Annotated in this window: 8 protein-coding genes, 1 tRNA gene and 1 CRISPR repeat array; of the genes, 7 read left to right on the top strand and 2 right to left on the bottom strand. The window is 49.6% G+C overall.

The features are described from left to right. The first annotated feature begins 6 nt into the window (after nucleotides 1-6). The 6 genes from cas7e to ACFI32_RS02160 all read left to right on the top strand — a co-directional run bounded on the left by cas7e (nucleotide 7) and on the right by ACFI32_RS02160 (nucleotide 11,473). Complete coding sequence (gene cas7e / locus ACFI32_RS02135; protein WP_462624854.1) at nucleotides 7-1,071, top strand: type I-E CRISPR-associated protein Cas7/Cse4/CasC; 1,065 nt, start codon at nucleotides 7-9, stop codon at nucleotides 1,069-1,071. 81 nt (nucleotides 1,072-1,152) lie between these two features. Further along, nucleotides 1,153-2,169 carry a type I-E CRISPR-associated protein Cas5/CasD gene (gene cas5e / locus ACFI32_RS02140; protein ID WP_462624856.1) on the top strand — a complete coding sequence of 339 codons (1,017 nt, stop codon included), beginning with the start codon at nucleotides 1,153-1,155 and terminating at the stop codon, nucleotides 2,167-2,169. Further along, nucleotides 2,166-2,948 carry a type I-E CRISPR-associated protein Cas6/Cse3/CasE gene (gene cas6e / locus ACFI32_RS02145; protein WP_462624857.1) on the top strand — a complete coding sequence of 261 codons (783 nt, stop codon included), beginning with the start codon at nucleotides 2,166-2,168 and terminating at the stop codon, nucleotides 2,946-2,948. The genes cas5e and cas6e overlap by 4 nt, the downstream gene beginning before the upstream one ends. A 78-nt stretch (nucleotides 2,949-3,026) precedes the next feature. Further along, nucleotides 3,027-3,944, top strand: coding sequence for a type I-E CRISPR-associated endonuclease Cas1e (cas1e, locus tag ACFI32_RS02150; protein ID WP_462624858.1), 918 nt, complete (start codon nucleotides 3,027-3,029; stop codon nucleotides 3,942-3,944). A 24-nt stretch (nucleotides 3,945-3,968) separates the two neighbouring features. Continuing rightward, nucleotides 3,969-4,259: a type I-E CRISPR-associated endoribonuclease Cas2e gene (gene cas2e / locus ACFI32_RS02155; protein WP_462624859.1), complete on the top strand. Its 291-nt coding sequence runs from the start codon at nucleotides 3,969-3,971 to the stop codon at nucleotides 4,257-4,259. Between the two features lie 132 nt (nucleotides 4,260-4,391). Further along, a CRISPR array of direct repeats spans nucleotides 4,392-11,314; the repeat unit is 29 nt; unit sequence CTGTTCCCCGCATGTACGGGGATTAACCG. A gap of 83 nt (nucleotides 11,315-11,397) precedes the next feature. Next, nucleotides 11,398-11,473: transfer RNA gene (locus ACFI32_RS02160), tRNA-Arg, on the top strand. A 93-nt stretch (nucleotides 11,474-11,566) separates the two neighbouring features. Here ACFI32_RS02160 and ACFI32_RS02165 read toward each other — a convergent pair. Next, nucleotides 11,567-12,409: a hypothetical protein gene (locus ACFI32_RS02165; RefSeq protein ID WP_462624860.1), complete on the bottom strand. Its 843-nt coding sequence runs from the start codon at nucleotides 12,407-12,409 to the stop codon at nucleotides 11,567-11,569. Nucleotides 12,410-12,489: 80 nt separating this feature from the next. Further along, the gene (locus ACFI32_RS02170) at nucleotides 12,490-13,050 is read right to left on the bottom strand and encodes a hypothetical protein (RefSeq protein WP_462624861.1); all 561 of its coding nucleotides are present in this window, start codon (nucleotides 13,048-13,050) and stop codon (nucleotides 12,490-12,492) included. 471 nt (nucleotides 13,051-13,521) lie between these two features. Here ACFI32_RS02170 and ACFI32_RS02175 point away from each other — a divergent pair, with 471 nt between their 5' ends. Continuing rightward, a complete protein-coding gene (locus tag ACFI32_RS02175) occupies nucleotides 13,522-17,763 on the top strand; it encodes an exodeoxyribonuclease V subunit gamma (RefSeq protein WP_462624862.1) in 4,242 nt (1,413 codons plus the stop codon). The last annotated feature ends 7 nt before the right edge of the window (nucleotides 17,764-17,770 follow it).

Raw genomic sequence — 17,770 nt, forward strand, 5'->3', positions numbered from 1 at the left:
ATGACTATGACCCAATTTATCCAGTTGCATGTATTGACCAGCTATCCACCATCGAACCTAAACCGTGATGATATGGGACGACCCAAAACCGCCAGAATGGGTAACGCTGAGCGTCTGCGGGTCAGCTCACAAAGCCTCAAGCGGCACTGGCGTGTGTCCGATGTGTTTGAGGAGGCGCTGGCAGGTCATATTGGTACGCGCACCAAACGCATTGGTACGCAAGTTAAGGAAAAACTTCTGGCAGGCGGGGTAAAGGACACCACTGCGGATAAAATTGCCAAAGCGATTGCCGAGCAATTTGGTAAAGTCAGTGCCAAACGTGCGCCTGAGATTGAGCAGTTGGTACATGTTAGCCCAGCGGAGCAGCAAGCGGTTGATGAATTGGTCAAACGCGTTATTGAGACAGGGGATGCGCCTACTGAGGAAGAGTTATCACTATTAAAGCATGACAATATGGCAGCAGATATTGCCTTGTTTGGACGTATGCTTGCAAGCAAGCCTACTTTCAATGTTGAGGCGGCATGTCAAGTGGCTCATGCAATCAGCGTGCAGCAAGTGGCTATAGAAGACGATTATTTTACCGCCGTTGATGACTTGAATGACCATAGCGAAGATGCGGGGGCGGCGCACATTGGCGAGACCAACTTTGCTGCTGCTGTGTTTTATCAATACATCTGTATCAATAAAGACTTGCTGCTGGACAATCTAAACGGCGATATGAAACTTGCCGAAAAAACGCTTGCGGCGCTGACGGAGGCGGTGACAACGGTCGCCCCGTCAGGCAAACAAAACAGCTTTGGGTCGCGTGCCTTTGCAAGTTATGTGATGGCTGAGAAGGGCAGTGTGCAGCCACGTTCATTGTCGGTCGCCTACTTGCGCCCTGTGAATACGGACAATGTGTTAAGTGATGCCATTGACAGTTTACAATTGCATCAACAAAAATTTGATAGCGTGTACGGCGCCTGTGCGGACAGCCGCTATGTGATGGACGTCGACAATGGTGTGGGTACGCTACCAGGGCTGAAGCAATTTGTGGCCGATGACGGCGCGGCAAATTATCCTAAGCCGTAATTTTATCTAATGACTGAGTCGTTATGGTGTCGATGGCAACATAACGACCATTTAACCACACATAAAACAGGGACATTTGCTATGGATTATTTGGTCATGCGGCTATATGCCCCCTTATCCTCATGGGGCGCTGTAGCGATTGGTGAGGAGAGACCAACGAGTGATCATCCCACGCGCGGTGCGGTACTCGGTTTGATTGGCGCGGCGTTAGGTATCAGGCGTGATGACCAAAAGCAGTTGCAAGCACTGGCGGATAGTATTGGCATAGCCTCAAAAACATACAGTCGTGGGACGATATTGCGCGATTATCATACCATTCAAACGACTGCTGCCGTCAAAGGACAGCGCTTTCATACCCGTAAACAAGAACTACAAAGCGCCAAGCTTGAGACCATATTGTCATCACGAGACTACCGCGAAGATGGCTTATGGATGGTTGCTATTTGGCTAAAGCCCCAGAGTGAGCAAAATAATGAGCAGAACGCGAGAAATCATGATTATGAATTTGACTTGCCAGCACTGCAGCAGGCGCTAGAGCGTCCTAAGTTTACGCTATATTTGGGGCGTAAGTCTTGCCCGCTTGCCATGCCGTTAACGCCGCGCATTATTACGGCTACCAATATCAAGCAAGCGCTAGATACGTCTATTAATCGTTTATTACCAGTCCAAGAAGACGCTTCTGATCAACCTGTCAATCATATTAACCGTGTCAATGAGCTTTTATATCAAACGGTGAGTGATCACTGGCTACCTACCGAGATCACTATAGTTACTGAGAGAAGAGCAGGCGATGAACAAACAGATAATCGTCAGACAGATGCCAATGTTGGTGCAAAAACAACACGCTGTCGCCAAGTGAGCTACCACTGGGAGGGCGCGCGCGATGATCTATTTGGGGTGTCCTTATCTGCCAAAACCACCGAGCATATCTTGACCCACAGGCATTGGGACGATCCTATTGATCGTAAGCAATGGCAGTTTACGCAGCGTATCGGGCATGAGTGGTCAACGTTTGAGCCATTAACCCCGTTTGTAGATGATGCTCAACCTACAGATAGCACAAAGCCTACTGATATGACTATGGATAAGACGTTATGAGTTATTTGAGCCGAGTCACATTAAAGTCTGAGCCTGCCGCCAAACGGCTTTTTGTGACGGAACAAATCAGACCGCAGTACAAAAATGATGCACAGGGCGCCGATGCCACGACACAAAACCCGTATCGCGTACACCAAGCGCTATGGCAATTGTTTGATTTACCATCAAACAGCCCAAGACCGTTTTTATACCGCGAATACGAGCAAGGCGGGCAGCTGTTTTATTATGTGTTATCAACCATCAAGCCAAAAACAGATCATCCGTACTTTTTGGTACAAACCAAAGCATTTAATCCCAAGTTTCATGCAGGTCAACGTTTAGCATTTGAATTACGTGCCAATCCTGTAGTGACCATAAAAAATGAGGCGGGCAAGTCATCTCGTCATGATGTACTCATGCAAGCCAAAAAATCAATGATCGAACAAGGTTTTGATGACGCTTATAGTATCGATCAGGCCATGTTTGATGCGGGAGTCGATTGGATTACTCAGTCCAAGCGCATGCAGTCATGGGGCGTGGTAATTCATCCAAATCTTGAGCTATCAGCGTACACGCAGCATCAGTTTCTCCGAACTAGGGAGGATATCACGCAGCAAAATCAGGCGGATACTGCTAAAAAGGGGACGGTTAATAAACGCATTCAGTTCTCAAGCCTTGATTATGCAGGCGCACTTGAGATTCAAGACGCTGCGCTATTTTATGAGCAACTGCTACAAGGCTTTGGTAAACAAAAGGCATTTGGTTGCGGTCTGATGCTCGTGCGTCCCTTGCGTCAATAAATAAGTTTCTCGTTTATTTAAGCGCTACGTTTGTATCATTTTATATTTGCACCTCTTTTATTTTAGACAGGCATATTTATGGCATTTATTCCCCTAAAGCCCATCCCGATCAAAGAGCGCAACTCTATGGTTTTTGTAGAGTACGGTCAGATTGACGTTAAAGATGGCGCGTTTGTGGTCATTGATAAAAATGGCATTCGTATGCACATTCCGATAGGATCGATTACCTGCCTGATGCTTGAGCCGGGTACGCGTGTCAGCCATGCCGCTGTGGCACTCGCCGCTAAGACAGGCACGCTACTGATTTGGGTTGGAGAGGCAGGTGTGCGTTTGTACTCGGTTGGACAGCCGGGCGGGGCACGCTCAGACAAGCTCTTGTATCAAGCCAAGCTGGCTTTAGATGAACAGCTGCGCTTAAAAGTCGTCAAAAAAATGTTTGAAATACGCTTTAATGAAGCCGCGCCCAGTCGCCGAAGTGTCAATCAGCTGCGTGGAATTGAGGGCGGGCGCGTCAAAAAAATCTATCAGCGTCTCGCAAGCGAGCATGGCATGATTTGGAAAGGGCGCTCGTATGATCCTAGTGATTGGGATATGTCGGACGATCTCAACCGCTGTATTAGTGCGGCAACTGCCTGTCTATACGGAGTGACAGAAGCGGCAATATTGGCAGCAGGATATGCGCCCGCTATTGGTTTTTTACATACTGGTAAACCCAAAAGTTTTGTGTATGACATTGCAGATTTGGTCAAATTTGAAACCGTCGTGCCACTCGCTTTTGCTGTAGCAAAACGTGCACCATTAGATCCGGATCGTGAAGTACGTATTGGCTGCCGTGAAATCTTTCGTCAAAGTAAAGTGCTAAGAAATTTAATTCCTATGATAGAGGATGTTCTGTCTGCAGGAGAGATTGAGCCACCAAAGCCTTATGCTGATGCCCAGCCGCCAGCGATACCCGAGCCTGAATCGATAGGTAACGCTGGGCATCGCAGTCAATAGAGTACATAAAAGAAGGATAGTATCATGAGTATGCTTGTGGTCGTGACGGAAGCAGTACCGCCAAGCCTGCGAGGTCGTCTGGCAGTCTGGATGCTAGAGGTACGGGCGGGTGTGTACGTCGGTGATGTGTCGCGGCGTGTACGTGAGATGATTTGGGAGCAAGTGCTGGCACTAGCAGACGATGGCAATGTGGTTATGTCTTGGGCGACCAACACGGAATCTGGCTTTGACTTTGTGACGTATGGTGAGAATCGACGTGTACCTATAGACCATGAAGGTATGCGTTTGGTACAATTTTATCCAATGGCTGAGTAGAAATAATAATACGAAAAAAATCAACACCTTATCTTATCGTTACATGATGGATAATTGCTATTTAACAGTTAAAAAATTGGTAGAATAATTACAAGATTATAATTATAATAATTTCATAGACTTATCATAAGTCTGTTCCCCGCATGTACGGGGATTAACCGATAACGCGCTCTGAGCCTTTCGCGGCGCAGGTCTGTTCCCCGCATGTACGGGGATTAACCGCAACATAACTCAGCCATTTAAGCTCATTTTTGCTGTTCCCCGCATGTACGGGGATTAACCGTTTGTTGAGCCTGAGCCAGTCTCAGAAGATGGCTGTTCCCCGCATGTACGGGGATTAACCGGCTATGAGATTGAGTTTAGCAAAAAGGTCAATCTGTTCCCCGCATGTACGGGGATTAACCGCGCGTGGTAATAACGAAGAGATAGCACAATTGCTGTTCCCCGCATGTACGGGGATTAACCGTATTTATAGACACCGGAACACCAGTCCAGCTTCTGTTCCCCGCATGTACGGGGATTAACCGGGTCATAAACGTCGGGAGCAGCATCAGCATATCTGTTCCCCGCATGTACGGGGATTAACCGGGCGCGGTAATCCATCAACAGCTAGCCAAGGACTGTTCCCCGCATGTACGGGGATTAACCGGCATTGACATCTACAAGGCAGCGGACAACCTACTGTTCCCCGCATGTACGGGGATTAACCGTTTTTAGTGTTAGGGTTTATATAGACAGGAAACTGTTCCCCGCATGTACGGGGATTAACCGTGTAGTCGATACCAATATTGCTGTGGGCGATACTGTTCCCCGCATGTACGGGGATTAACCGGGCAGCATACGCCCAATGACGGCGAAACAAGCCTGTTCCCCGCATGTACGGGGATTAACCGTCACGCCACACGGTCGGATTGATGCGCGTCATCTGTTCCCCGCATGTACGGGGATTAACCGCCTGTCTAGCACAGGTCAATATGATTCCAAGTCTGTTCCCCGCATGTACGGGGATTAACCGACACTAATAACAAGCAAGCTAAATAAATAAGGCTGTTCCCCGCATGTACGGGGATTAACCGGGTGCGACGTACTTACGCTCACCAGGCTAAACCTGTTCCCCGCATGTACGGGGATTAACCGGGATAGGCAGGACTGGGCATATTTAGCGATGCCTGTTCCCCGCATGTACGGGGATTAACCGTGCAGGTCGCTGTCTCTGAAAATATCGTCTTTCTGTTCCCCGCATGTACGGGGATTAACCATAAGCAGGTCGGGCTTGTGCTCTTGGATATACCTGTTCCCCGCATGTACGGGGATTAACCGCTTGCGAGCGCCTGCACATTGGTCAGCTCATCCTGTTCCCCGCATGTACGGGGATTAACCGCTAGAGGCTGACTTCATTGGTGCAAATTACCCCTGTTCCCCGCATGTACGGGGATTAACCGGCATGGGGCTGGAGTTTAGTGACTCAGCCCGTCTGTTCCCCGCATGTACGGGGATTAACCGCTGGCAAGTTTAGATTTAGAGTCAAGCGTGAACTGTTCCCCGCATGTACGGGGATTAACCGCCCTTGATGGCTCTTAGGGACGGCTTGCACAGCTGTTCCCCGCATGTACGGGGATTAACCGCCTATCAGTTAATTAGAAATAGTAATATTGTACTGTTCCCCGCATGTACGGGGATTAACCGTTAGATATGGTCGCGTGAGTGATGATGCTCCTCTGTTCCCCGCATGTACGGGGATTAACCGATAGCAATACGCACGCGTTGGCGGTATTGCTGCTGTTCCCCGCATGTACGGGGATTAACCGTGTGATGGGGCGACCCGCTAACATCGTGCCCTCTGTTCCCCGCATGTACGGGGATTAACCGCCATCGCTATTGTTGCTTTTGCTGGGTTAATTCTGTTCCCCGCATGTACGGGGATTAACCGATACGGCCACCGTCACCGCAGGCGCTGATATTCTGTTCCCCGCATGTACGGGGATTAACCGTCACCCAGACGAGCCACGACCGCATCACCGCCCTGTTCCCCGCATGTACGGGGATTAACCGCAGCAACGATCAACGATATGTTGTCTGAGTTCCTGTTCCCCGCATGTACGGGGATTAACCGTAATACAACGCAGCCGTTTAAACTTATTTTCGCTGTTCCCCGCATGTACGGGGATTAACCGCCCGCGCCGAAATCGGTTTACCACCTGTTGAGCTGTTCCCCGCATGTACGGGGATTAACCGCGACTGAGCGCACCCGCGCGCAGCTGATCGCACTGTTCCCCGCATGTACGGGGATTAACCGCTCAGACGCTACACTCGCATCGTTATTTTTGTCTGTTCCCCGCATGTACGGGGATTAACCGGGCCGCCAATGCCACTACCTGCTGTGGTGATACTGTTCCCCGCATGTACGGGGATTAACCGTCGTACTCGACGCACTCGTATCATCAATACCACTGTTCCCCGCATGTACGGGGATTAACCGTCTTTATCTTTGGTCAAACGGATAATAGGCGTCTGTTCCCCGCATGTACGGGGATTAACCGTCGCCTTCTCGACCTTCTGCGGTGGATTCGATCTGTTCCCCGCATGTACGGGGATTAACCGTGCGTCGGCTGGCGAGTTGTCCTCGTCATCAACTGTTCCCCGCATGTACGGGGATTAACCGTGCTACGTATTCGTGATCTGATCGCCCCAGGTCTGTTCCCCGCATGTACGGGGATTAACCGGTGAAATAAAAACCGCTATCACAGACAGCTTACTGTTCCCCGCATGTACGGGGATTAACCGGTCTGATTTGTGTAGCGTCTGCATATATCAATCTGTTCCCCGCATGTACGGGGATTAACCGCGTGGACACAGCATACGCTCTAAACCAGTCGGCTGTTCCCCGCATGTACGGGGATTAACCGCGCTGAGTGATGCAATCAATACGCTAGGAAATCTGTTCCCCGCATGTACGGGGATTAACCGCCGCGCTATTGGCGCGGCAACATACTTAATCACTGTTCCCCGCATGTACGGGGATTAACCGGCGATGAGCTGGCGCAAGGTAATATCAGTAGTCTGTTCCCCGCATGTACGGGGATTAACCGTCGTTACTTATGAGTAAGAGTATCAACAGTGACTGTTCCCCGCATGTACGGGGATTAACCGTGAGTAGCGATGATGTTTTTTACATGATAGACCTGTTCCCCGCATGTACGGGGATTAACCGCACGGCAAAAGGCAGCGCTCGATAATCTAAAACTGTTCCCCGCATGTACGGGGATTAACCGCATTATACAAACCTAAAAAACAATGCTCACACCTGTTCCCCGCATGTACGGGGATTAACCGTCGTCAATGACCAGCAGCGGGAAATTGGCAAACTGTTCCCCGCATGTACGGGGATTAACCGCCCAGTTGCGACCCCTTACGCCCTCTGTTAAGCTGTTCCCCGCATGTACGGGGATTAACCACGTCTTTTGTATATGCGACCACCAATAAACCTCTGTTCCCCGCATGTACGGGGATTAACCGACCCGCACCAGTCAAGACCTGCGAAAGCCACGCTGTTCCCCGCATGTACGGGGATTAACCGGAGGTGGTTTTGAAGTATTACACAGACAAAAACTGTTCCCCGCATGTACGGGGATTAACCGGATTTGTTAGGGCATGGGGATATTGATTCAACCTGTTCCCCGCATGTACGGGGATTAACCGCCTGATTGTTTTCTTCAATGACGCCTTTACTGCTGTTCCCCGCATGTACGGGGATTAACCGCATACCAACGCGCACGCGGCAAAACTCGCTATCTGTTCCCCGCATGTACGGGGATTAACCGCATACGATAAGAAGATTGATAGAGCTAAATGTCTGTTCCCCGCATGTACGGGGATTAACCATGCCCCACGGCTTTCGTGCGTCTGCTCGAACCCTGTTCCCCGCATGTACGGGGATTAACCGATGCCGCTGTCAGTGTCACATGCGTATGAGGACTGTTCCCCGCATGTACGGGGATTAACCGTCCACGATAGCCGTATAGTCTTATCATCAATACTGTTCCCCGCATGTACGGGGATTAACCGCTAGATACGCGTAATGGCTTTATTGCCACCAGCTGTTCCCCGCATGTACGGGGATTAACCGCAGACAGGTGAAACATTAAACACAGCCAGTACCTGTTCCCCGCATGTACGGGGATTAACCGATTGTATTAAATACGCTCATAGTTTTTACCTTCTGTTCCCCGCATGTACGGGGATTAACCGATGCTATCGTAACCAGTCGACTGGGCAAAGAACTGTTCCCCGCATGTACGGGGATTAACCGCAAGATGCTGTTGATAGCGCTCTAGCGCAGTCCTGTTCCCCGCATGTACGGGGATTAACCGTTGGTTGGATAAAAATCTAACAGGTAAGGACCCTGTTCCCCGCATGTACGGGGATTAACCGTACATGACAGAGGAGCAGCAGATACATGCTAACTGTTCCCCGCATGTACGGGGATTAACCGTTGTATAAAATTGATGGTGTGATTGATTTTACCTGTTCCCCGCATGTACGGGGATTAACCGCTACGCTCTAAACCATCTAATGCGGCTTGTAACTGTTCCCCGCATGTACGGGGATTAACCGCTGGTGTCTGAGATGAGTCGTGATTTGGCGCTCTGTTCCCCGCATGTACGGGGATTAACCGCCTAACCAAAATGGGAATTTAGCTGCATCTGTCTGTTCCCCGCATGTACGGGGATTAACCGTGTCGATGGCAGCAAAACACCAAAATCGCTATCTGTTCCCCGCATGTACGGGGATTAACCGCTACTAAAGACCACATCAACAGCTTGTCAGCACTGTTCCCCGCATGTACGGGGATTAACCGTCGATCAAATCAGACGCACTGCCTTTTATCTGCTGTTCCCCGCATGTACGGGGATTAACCGAGCTTATGCCAACCCATTAATATTAAAGCTGCCTGTTCCCCGCATGTACGGGGATTAACCGAAATCTGAACGGTGTCGATTGTTAGGCATTGACCTGTTCCCCGCATGTACGGGGATTAACCGCTGCTTTAGCAATTCAATGTTCATAGTGATTCCTGTTCCCCGCATGTACGGGGATTAACCGCAATCGGACAGTCGGTCCTAAAGTTGGCTTGGCTGTTCCCCGCATGTACGGGGATTAACCGTCGTAGACCTGTGAGCCTACGCCTGTAATCTGCTGTTCCCCGCATGTACGGGGATTAACCGTACCGCGCCAATCTTGGCAATGGCGACCATAACTGTTCCCCGCATGTACGGGGATTAACCGGTTAATCAGTTGATGCAGCCAGTGCCTGACGGCTGTTCCCCGCATGTACGGGGATTAACCGTTAATAGAGACTATCTTAATATTGACTTGGATCTGTTCCCCGCATGTACGGGGATTAACCGGCATGGGTTTATCATTTGACGAATCTGCGCGTCTGTTCCCCGCATGTACGGGGATTAACCGTCTATTGCTCAAATCGATAAAACACATACAAGCTGTTCCCCGCATGTACGGGGATTAACCGTGAGTAGTGATGATGTTTTTTACATGATGGACCTGTTCCCCGCATGTACGGGGATTAACCGTGCCATCACCAGTCAGCAGCTCGTACTGACCGCTGTTCCCCGCATGTACGGGGATTAACCGGTACTGATTGATGACAGATGCAGAGTAGCCAACTGTTCCCCGCATGTACGGGGATTAACCGCATCGCACCGTATCGCCGTAGGGGTGCAGGTCCTGTTCCCCGCATGTACGGGGATTAACCGTTGCGACCGTTTTTGTTTTCGCTGTCGATACTCTGTTCCCCGCATGTACGGGGATTAACCGACCATGCAGACGTTAGAGTTGCAACCTGCGTTCTGTTCCCCGCATGTACGGGGATTAACCGCTCTATGCTGCCGTTTGTATGCGTGATAACTGCTGTTCCCCGCATGTACGGGGATTAACCGCCGATATTACGGTTAAACCAACGTCAGGATGGCTGTTCCCCGCATGTACGGGGATTAACCGTTTTGAGACAAGCTTAGTCGGTCTTATGGGGCCTGTTCCCCGCATGTACGGGGATTAACCGGATTTTTAGTCAATCTCTTATAAATGTTTGGGCTGTTCCCCGCATGTACGGGGATTAACCGTTTTGCCGCCATATTGAATTTGCACAAATGGCCTGTTCCCCGCATGTACGGGGATTAACCGCGTCAACGCTGGACAACATGGACACAAAGGGACTGTTCCCCGCATGTACGGGGATTAACCGATATGTACATAGCAGTAGACCTGCAAACGCTACTGTTCCCCGCATGTACGGGGATTAACCGCTACGAAACGGCAATGTGGGACATAGTCTTGACTGTTCCCCGCATGTACGGGGATTAACCGTGACGTGAGGGCGATGGTGAAACACTGGATGGCTGTTCCCCGCATGTACGGGGATTAACCGCCCATGAGAATATTTTAGTCTTTTATAAGAAGCTGTTCCCCGCATGTACGGGGATTAACCGCGTCTGAGTGTAAGAATTGCGGCACGGAGAGTCTGTTCCCCGCATGTACGGGGATTAACCGTATTTGAATGATACTGCTTTTAATCTGCTATTCTGTTCCCCGCATGTACGGGGATTAACCGACGCTAAAAGATAGGGCTGAGCTTGGTAATAGCTGTTCCCCGCATGTACGGGGATTAACCGATACTGATAAATATAGCATTAAGACTATAATTCTGTTCCCCGCATGTACGGGGATTAACCGCGTGGTGCTAATACTAAACGACACAGAGCCACCTGTTCCCCGCATGTACGGGGATTAACCGAGTTGTTGATACTCTTTCTGATGGCACTACACCTGTTCCCCGCATGTACGGGGATTAACCGGCAACATCAGGCGGCTCTCTATATTCAGAGCACTGTTCCCCGCATGTACGGGGATTAACCGCCCTGTTTACTGCGGAACATTTAACGACGCTCCTGTTCCCCGCATGTACGGGGATTAACCGCGGATATACTCTTTGGTATCCGTGACCTGTACCTGTTCCCCGCATGTACGGGGATTAGTCGTATGTGATCAAACAACAAAAAGGCTTTCATGCGAAAGTTGATTGCTTTTGTGGGTGCATTTTTTTACAATACCTTACCTATACGCGCCTATAGCTCAACTGGATAGAGCAGTTGCCTCCTAAGTGATCGATCCAAGTTCAAGTCTTGGTAGGCGCGCCACTTATATATAGCACTAAAAAATAACTTCGCATGATTCAGTGCTTCTTATCGCTTTTATCCTTTATATAGTGCCTGTCTACTGAGTAATGCAGTTTAGTTGCCATTGCTCAGCGCATCGGCAACCTCCACGTCAGACTCATCATCGTCCGCTGATTGACCATTTGTTGTGGGGTTGAACAAGTCATCAATGTTTTTCTTATAGCCATCGATATTGCGGTATTCGTATCGGTTCAAGATATCCTGCCCAGTACTTGAGAGCAAAAAGTTACGAAAGCTGACCGCGATGGGGTTGTGCGTCAAAATCACGCCTTCCACCGCTTGTTGGTCTTTTAGTGCATAGCTGAACGAGGTTAAGCTGCGCGCTTCGTTGCTGCCGCTTGCTGCTGCCTTTTGGTCGGTGCTCATTGATTGATCAGTATTTTCTGCCTCACTATCGGTGTTGTCACGACTCTCAAGTAATATCGCATCAGCTTCTTCTTTGTTCGTATTGCGCTTGTTCTGCGCCTCGTTAAGCACATCTTGTAAGGCATCAAGTTGGCTTTGTTGTAGCTTATCGTCAGCGATCACCATGTCGGTGCTTAGTAAAAAGGCAGTACGCACATGGTTATAGTTGCTGATATTGGGCAGGCTGATCAGTGATGGTGTGGGTACATAGCGTGCCAACACTTGCATCTTTGGGTAGCGTCTCTCAAAACGTACGATAACATCATCTAACGGCAACTGTAGGCTATCGTCGGCTTGGATATACAAGGTGCTGACCGTTGCATTATCTGTGCCTACAGGCTCGTTATTATCGGTCGCTGTGGTAGCGTCTGCGACTATGGGCAAAGGGTTGACGTTTTTTTGATTGTGATAATAAAGCCATATTAGCAATCCAAAAAAAACAATCAACAGCAGCACAATCAGGCCTACTAATGGCAGCTTGTAGTCTTTCATATATCACAGCTCGTTATTCAGTCAGTATTTTAAAATGATATGGGGTCAGTAGCGTCGCCAGTACGGATGTGCTGGATCAACTAGTGACGGTTTGAGCTTGGATACAGCATATCTTTGGTCAAATCAGCCAGCATCTCAGCAAAAATATCGTTCGAGCCTGACAACGCTGTCTGATGTTGATCTAAAAGGGGTGATGTTGACATATCTATCTGAGGGGCAGTAGTGTCTTTTTTATTGCTTACGGTAGGCAGGCTTGATTCAGTCACATGATTGACCGTGGTGTCTGTCGTGGTTGCGCGTTCATGCGCGGCGAGTGGCGACTGACCTGCCAGCAGTGCCGCTTTAGTCCACTCAAACCCATGGCGCTCCCACCATGCCTCAAACCGAGGTAGGGTAATACCGCGTACAGCAGTAGGTAAGTTTAGGGTACGCAGCTGCGTTGCCAAGATGGGATCATGAATGGTTTGGCTACGGCTCAAATATAAGGCCTCATCATCACCCGTATAAGGCTGTCGCCGTGTCCATGCGGCTTGATCTATCTTCATCCGGGGCAGCTGCCATAGCCTACCGCGATCATAGACCACGTAGCAGCGTTGTTTTGAGTTGACAAAGAGCGCATCAATGGGACGACGTGGGGTCATATCAACTTATCCTATGAGTAAGCTGGTCGAAAGGTATTCGACGAAAAGCTATTGTCCAAATGAGTCAGGACTGACTATTGAGGCAATCAGCAACACAATGGTTGTAGGCGGCAATAGCGTCGTGAAAAATTATGCTGAACTTGGTAAACTATCGCGACACTAAATGTCGTGTGTTTTATATAGTGGATTGGGTTTGCTGGTCAGTAGGCGCAATCAGTGGCACACTATGAGCATCGTTTTTATGGACTAAATACGACGTGCTACAGGCAAAGTAGTGACGATAGAACAACCTTATTCTGATAAGCCTCAGTGTAACAGAAATGCAAAATAGTGACGACTATTAAACGTAGAGATCGTGTATACGCAGGCTTTTTTTATGTGCTAAATCATAGGCCTGTCTGTCATAGATGATATGACCGCGCTCCTGTCAATATACGGCGCGGCTTTTTTATTTTTATTAACTGGTTATTTATGTTTACGATTATTCAGTCTCATCGCACCGAACGCTTGGTCGAGCATCTGCTGATGGCTTATCAGGCCAAAAATCAGTCTATTTTCGATGAGTTTATCGTCATTGTACCGTCGATGGTGCTTGGTGACTGGCTGGACAAGTCGATTGCCAGCCATGCTGGCATCAGTACGTTAGTGACGACGACCTTTTGGGGGCAGTATCAGTGGGAGCTGATGCAAACGGTCTTAGCGCCATATAATACATGGCTTGAGGATAGTCAGCAGTCGCAAGAGGTGCTAGCGGTGCCTGAGGTGGCGGTATTGACTGGCGCGGTGATGCAGTGGCGTTTGTTTGGGTATTTCACTTATTATCGGGCGCATATTATGGCCGATGAGAAGCACCCTTTGTATCCGCTATTGTCTGCGCTTATCGACGAGACGGCGGATAGCAGTCAACAGGACAGTCGCTTATGGTCGTTGGCAACCGATTTTTCGCGGGTGTTTAGCCGCTACTTAACCCACCGTGAGATGTGGCTGGCAGGTTGGTCACACAATCAGCCTGTGGATGTTGAGGCAATGATCGTTGCCAAAGATGAGCTGACCGAAATGTTTGATGCGTATGCAGGCAAGACGCCGGAATGGTTAGTCACGCATTATGTCGAGCTTGAGGCGGCGCAGCGGCATTTATGGCAGTTATTATTTGCGGCGGTTTATGAGCATCGTGCGGCTATTGAGGCGCGGTTTTGGCATATCATGGACGATGTAGACGGTTGTCGCAGCCGTAGTGGTATCGACCTATCTGACACATTGCCAACACAGTTGCACATTTTTACCATACAGCAGCTGCCCCAAAACGAGCTGGATTTTTTGCAGCGTCTGTCTCAACACATCGACATCACCTTGCTACATTACAATCCCTCACAGCTGTTTTGGGCGGATATTGTCGACAAACAATGGCTACAACGCCAGCAAGTTATCAATCCTGAAAGCGTGTTTTTGCGTGATTATGGCCATACCTTGCTATCACGACTGGGCAAACAGTCTCGTGAGACGTTTGCCATGCTGGCAAGTTTGTCTGGTAATGAGAACAGATCGGGATTTGTCCTTGATTGGCAAGACAAATTTGATATCGATCAAGACGATGACAGTAGTGGGCAGCCGCGCAGCTTACTTGAGCACTTGCAGCATGATATTTTGATGCTCGATGAGAGCGCCACGCAGCAAGCAGCAGCAGGGCGCGTGAGTGGGGCACTGGGCGCACAGCTGTCATTGGCGCTAGATGATACTGATAATGAGCAAAATAGCCTAAGCGATACTGAAAATATTGATGAACAGTGGTATAGCGAGGATCAACTGGCCAACAAACACCTAGAACAGCCAAGGCATTGGCAATTGTCACAGTATGATAATAGCCTAAGTGTTCATTCTTGTCATAATCTACAGCGTCAACTTGAGATACTGCGTAGTATGATTGGGCACTGGCTCAACGAGGCTAATGCTGACGGTAGCACACGTCATCTGTCCGATATCGTGGTGTTATTGCCAGATGTTGAGCGTCACCATGACTTAATCAATTCAGTGTTTGTTGCCGGAGAGGGGCAAGATGGATTGACCTTACCTGCCAAAGTCACTGGCGTGGTCGATAAGTCGATCCGCCAGCTCTGGGAGGCGATCAGTGGTTTTTATACTTTGCTGGGTAGCGATACGGCGCGTTTTGAAGCCGCTACGGTGCTTGATTGGCTGATGTTGCCACCGTTGTACGAAAGTCTGGGGCTGACTCATGAACAAATGAGCCGTGCTTGTGAGTTGTTATTACAAGCAGGATTTGTACGGGGTTTTGATGAGGCGCATTTGCAGCAAAGTTTGGACAGTCAAGACTATGATTATCGGTTTAGTTTTGCGTACGCGCTCGATCAGATTGCTTTGGGTCTGGTCATGCCAGAAGCCGGTATCAGCGACTGTCTATACCCTGCCAACTGGCGTACTGAAGCATTACCTGAAAAGACCGTGCCGATTGCGGCGATCAGTCTGGCAGATGCCCCCATTATCGAGGCGTTATGCCGCGTTCATGCAGGGTTACATGCTTGCCGTGATGCCTATCAAGCCCGTTACCGTGCTGAGAAGTGGCTGGATCTGATTGAGGATACGGTCATTCATGCGTATTTTGGCGAACTGGATCAAACGCGACCCATGCGCGCTATCTTTAATGCCATGAATGGTTTTAAGAGCAGCTTACGCGCCAACCGTCACTATCAGCGCTACCATGCCAACAATGCGCCAGACAGCGCAGGCGGCGATGTGCTGAGCCGCGCGCAAGTAGAAGCCAAGTTGTCACAAGTGAGTAGCTTACCGCTCAAGCTCAGCTTTATGCTAGATAGTATTGAAGCGGAGCTTGAAAGCCAGCAAGTCAGTGCTGAGCCAACGGGGGTGATTACCTTTGGTCGTTTTGGGGCGCTGCGTAATGTGCCTTTTGGCTTGGTGGTGATGCTCAATATGGATTTGTCAGAGTTTCCCAATCGAGATCGGGACAATCGCTATGACTTGATGAAAGCAGGATTGGCGCAGCGTGGTGATCGGTTTAGTGAAGATGATGATAATGGCGCGTTTTTGGATGCCCTGCTGTGCGCCCGTAACGCGTGCTGGATATTTTATAATGGGCAGCGGTTGACGGACACGCATGAGCACCTACCTGCCAACCCTGTCAGTGAGCTGTTGCAGTTTTTGCAAGGGGAGGTGCAGTGGCAATGGCAGCCGTTACAAGACGCGCAGCAGTCTGATGTCGTTAAAAATCATGCGACTGATGACGCCAGTAATAAAGACGCGATGAGTGCTCAAGTACAGCGTTATCTGCCCAAGTTGATTGAACAATGGCTGGTCACGCGCCACCCTGCGTTGCCATTTGCCGAGGACGTATTTGTCGTGCCAGATAGCCACCATGACCAATCGGACACCGCGCAAGATCTGATACCCATGCTTGAGCAAGCCATGCAGCGCGAAAAAACCTACCAAAGAAGCATTTACGCGCCTGCGCCTGTTTGGTCGGATGTGTTTGATCATCTACAGCAGCACAATCATGCCCGCACTCGCCAAAAAGTGACATTGCCATCCAAAGCAGAATATGCGGCGATTGCCCAGCGTATTGCTGGTGGCGATGCCCTTGAAGGTGATGTATATGATATGGATACTGTGCATATTGACATGCGCTATTTGTACCTGCAAGTACGTCATCCTGCCAAGCACTTTTTAAAAGAGCAGCAGGTACATATTGTAATGCCTGCTGAAGATACCGTATATCAAGAGCCGTTATCGCTATCAGGGCTCAGTGCTTATACCATCAATGATCAATTGCTAAGCAGTCTGTACAACCGTGTCAATCGACGGGATGATAGGCAGTCGCGCCCTGATGAGACAGCAACGCTATTGTATCACCCTGTGATGCCTGCAGGCGTCTCGCGTCAGTCCACGCTGGCGTATCAGCAGCTTAATATCATGGAGCAAGGACGCAGCTTTGGTGAGCTGTTGGCAAATATCGGTATCGATGTGGACGACAGCTTGACCTTAGATAGCGGTAGAACCGATACGCTGACAGCTGCACCGCTGAGTATGTTGACGCCGTGTGCCGAAAAAATGATCACTGTCGAAGCCGCAGACATGAATACGCAAGGGCGGCTACAAATCAAAGGCAATGTGCCCAGTGAGCAAGACGAACCAGCGAAGCTCTGGCTCAACATTTTGCCCAACAGTGCCCGAGCCACACATCTGTTGCGCTTTTGGCTGGCACACGTGTACTGGCAAGTGGCGCGGCAAACCACAGCGCTACAAGTGGCAAACGATGATGGCAAAAGTATTTGGCGCTTTTATAAAGCCAGTAGTGAAAACAGCAAGTATAAAGGCATCACAACGTTCAGCTTAGCGCCCATCATTTATGAGGATGCGCTGGCTGAGCTATTAAAGTGGGTTCGTTTTGCCCATATCGCGGGCACCACACCGATGACTGTTTTGCCCGTCTATGCGCTGCAATACCTCAACAAGATGGACTCAGCCAAAGACGATGCGCCTTACCAGCCTAAGCGGGCCGATTTTAGCGAGTGGTTATGGCCGAGTTATGGTAGCGATATGATATACGACACCTGTGCCCAGCATGAGCTGTGGCAGTATGTGCTACAAAAACAAGAGCCGTACCGCGCCTTGTCTGATGGCTTAACCACGCTGGCTGAGCCACTTTTTGCTATGATGCACGCTGCATTGACTCCGTTAAAATAATCAAGAT

The sequence above is a fragment of the Psychrobacter sp. PSi21 genome (assembly GCF_054960615.1).